At 67.1% G+C, this 249-nt stretch carries 1 pseudogene; it reads right to left on the reverse strand.

Annotation, left to right across the window (positions count from 1 at the left end):
• A pseudogene (locus tag AC0L3U_RS39935) lies at window positions 1-249 on the reverse strand (IclR family transcriptional regulator); the annotation flags it as partial.

The following is a 249-nucleotide window of genomic DNA, read 5'->3' on the forward strand; positions in this document are numbered from 1 at the left end:
CCACGACATAGCCGCGCTCATGCAGCGACTGCCGGTTGGCCTCGATGCGGGGCCGCAGGATTTTCGCAGCCTCGGGAGCTTCCCGCTCCATGTCCGCGATGAAGGCATCGCCGACCTCGGGCGCCAATGCCGCAGTGTAGGCTGCGCCTGCAGCGGTCGAGGCCATCGAGATGCGGCTGCCGGTGCCCTCGTGCAGCCCGAGTGCCGAGGCCGAACGCGCGAACTGAAGATAGACCAGATGGAAGCGAT

The organism is Bradyrhizobium sp. Kon69, assembly GCF_055807515.1.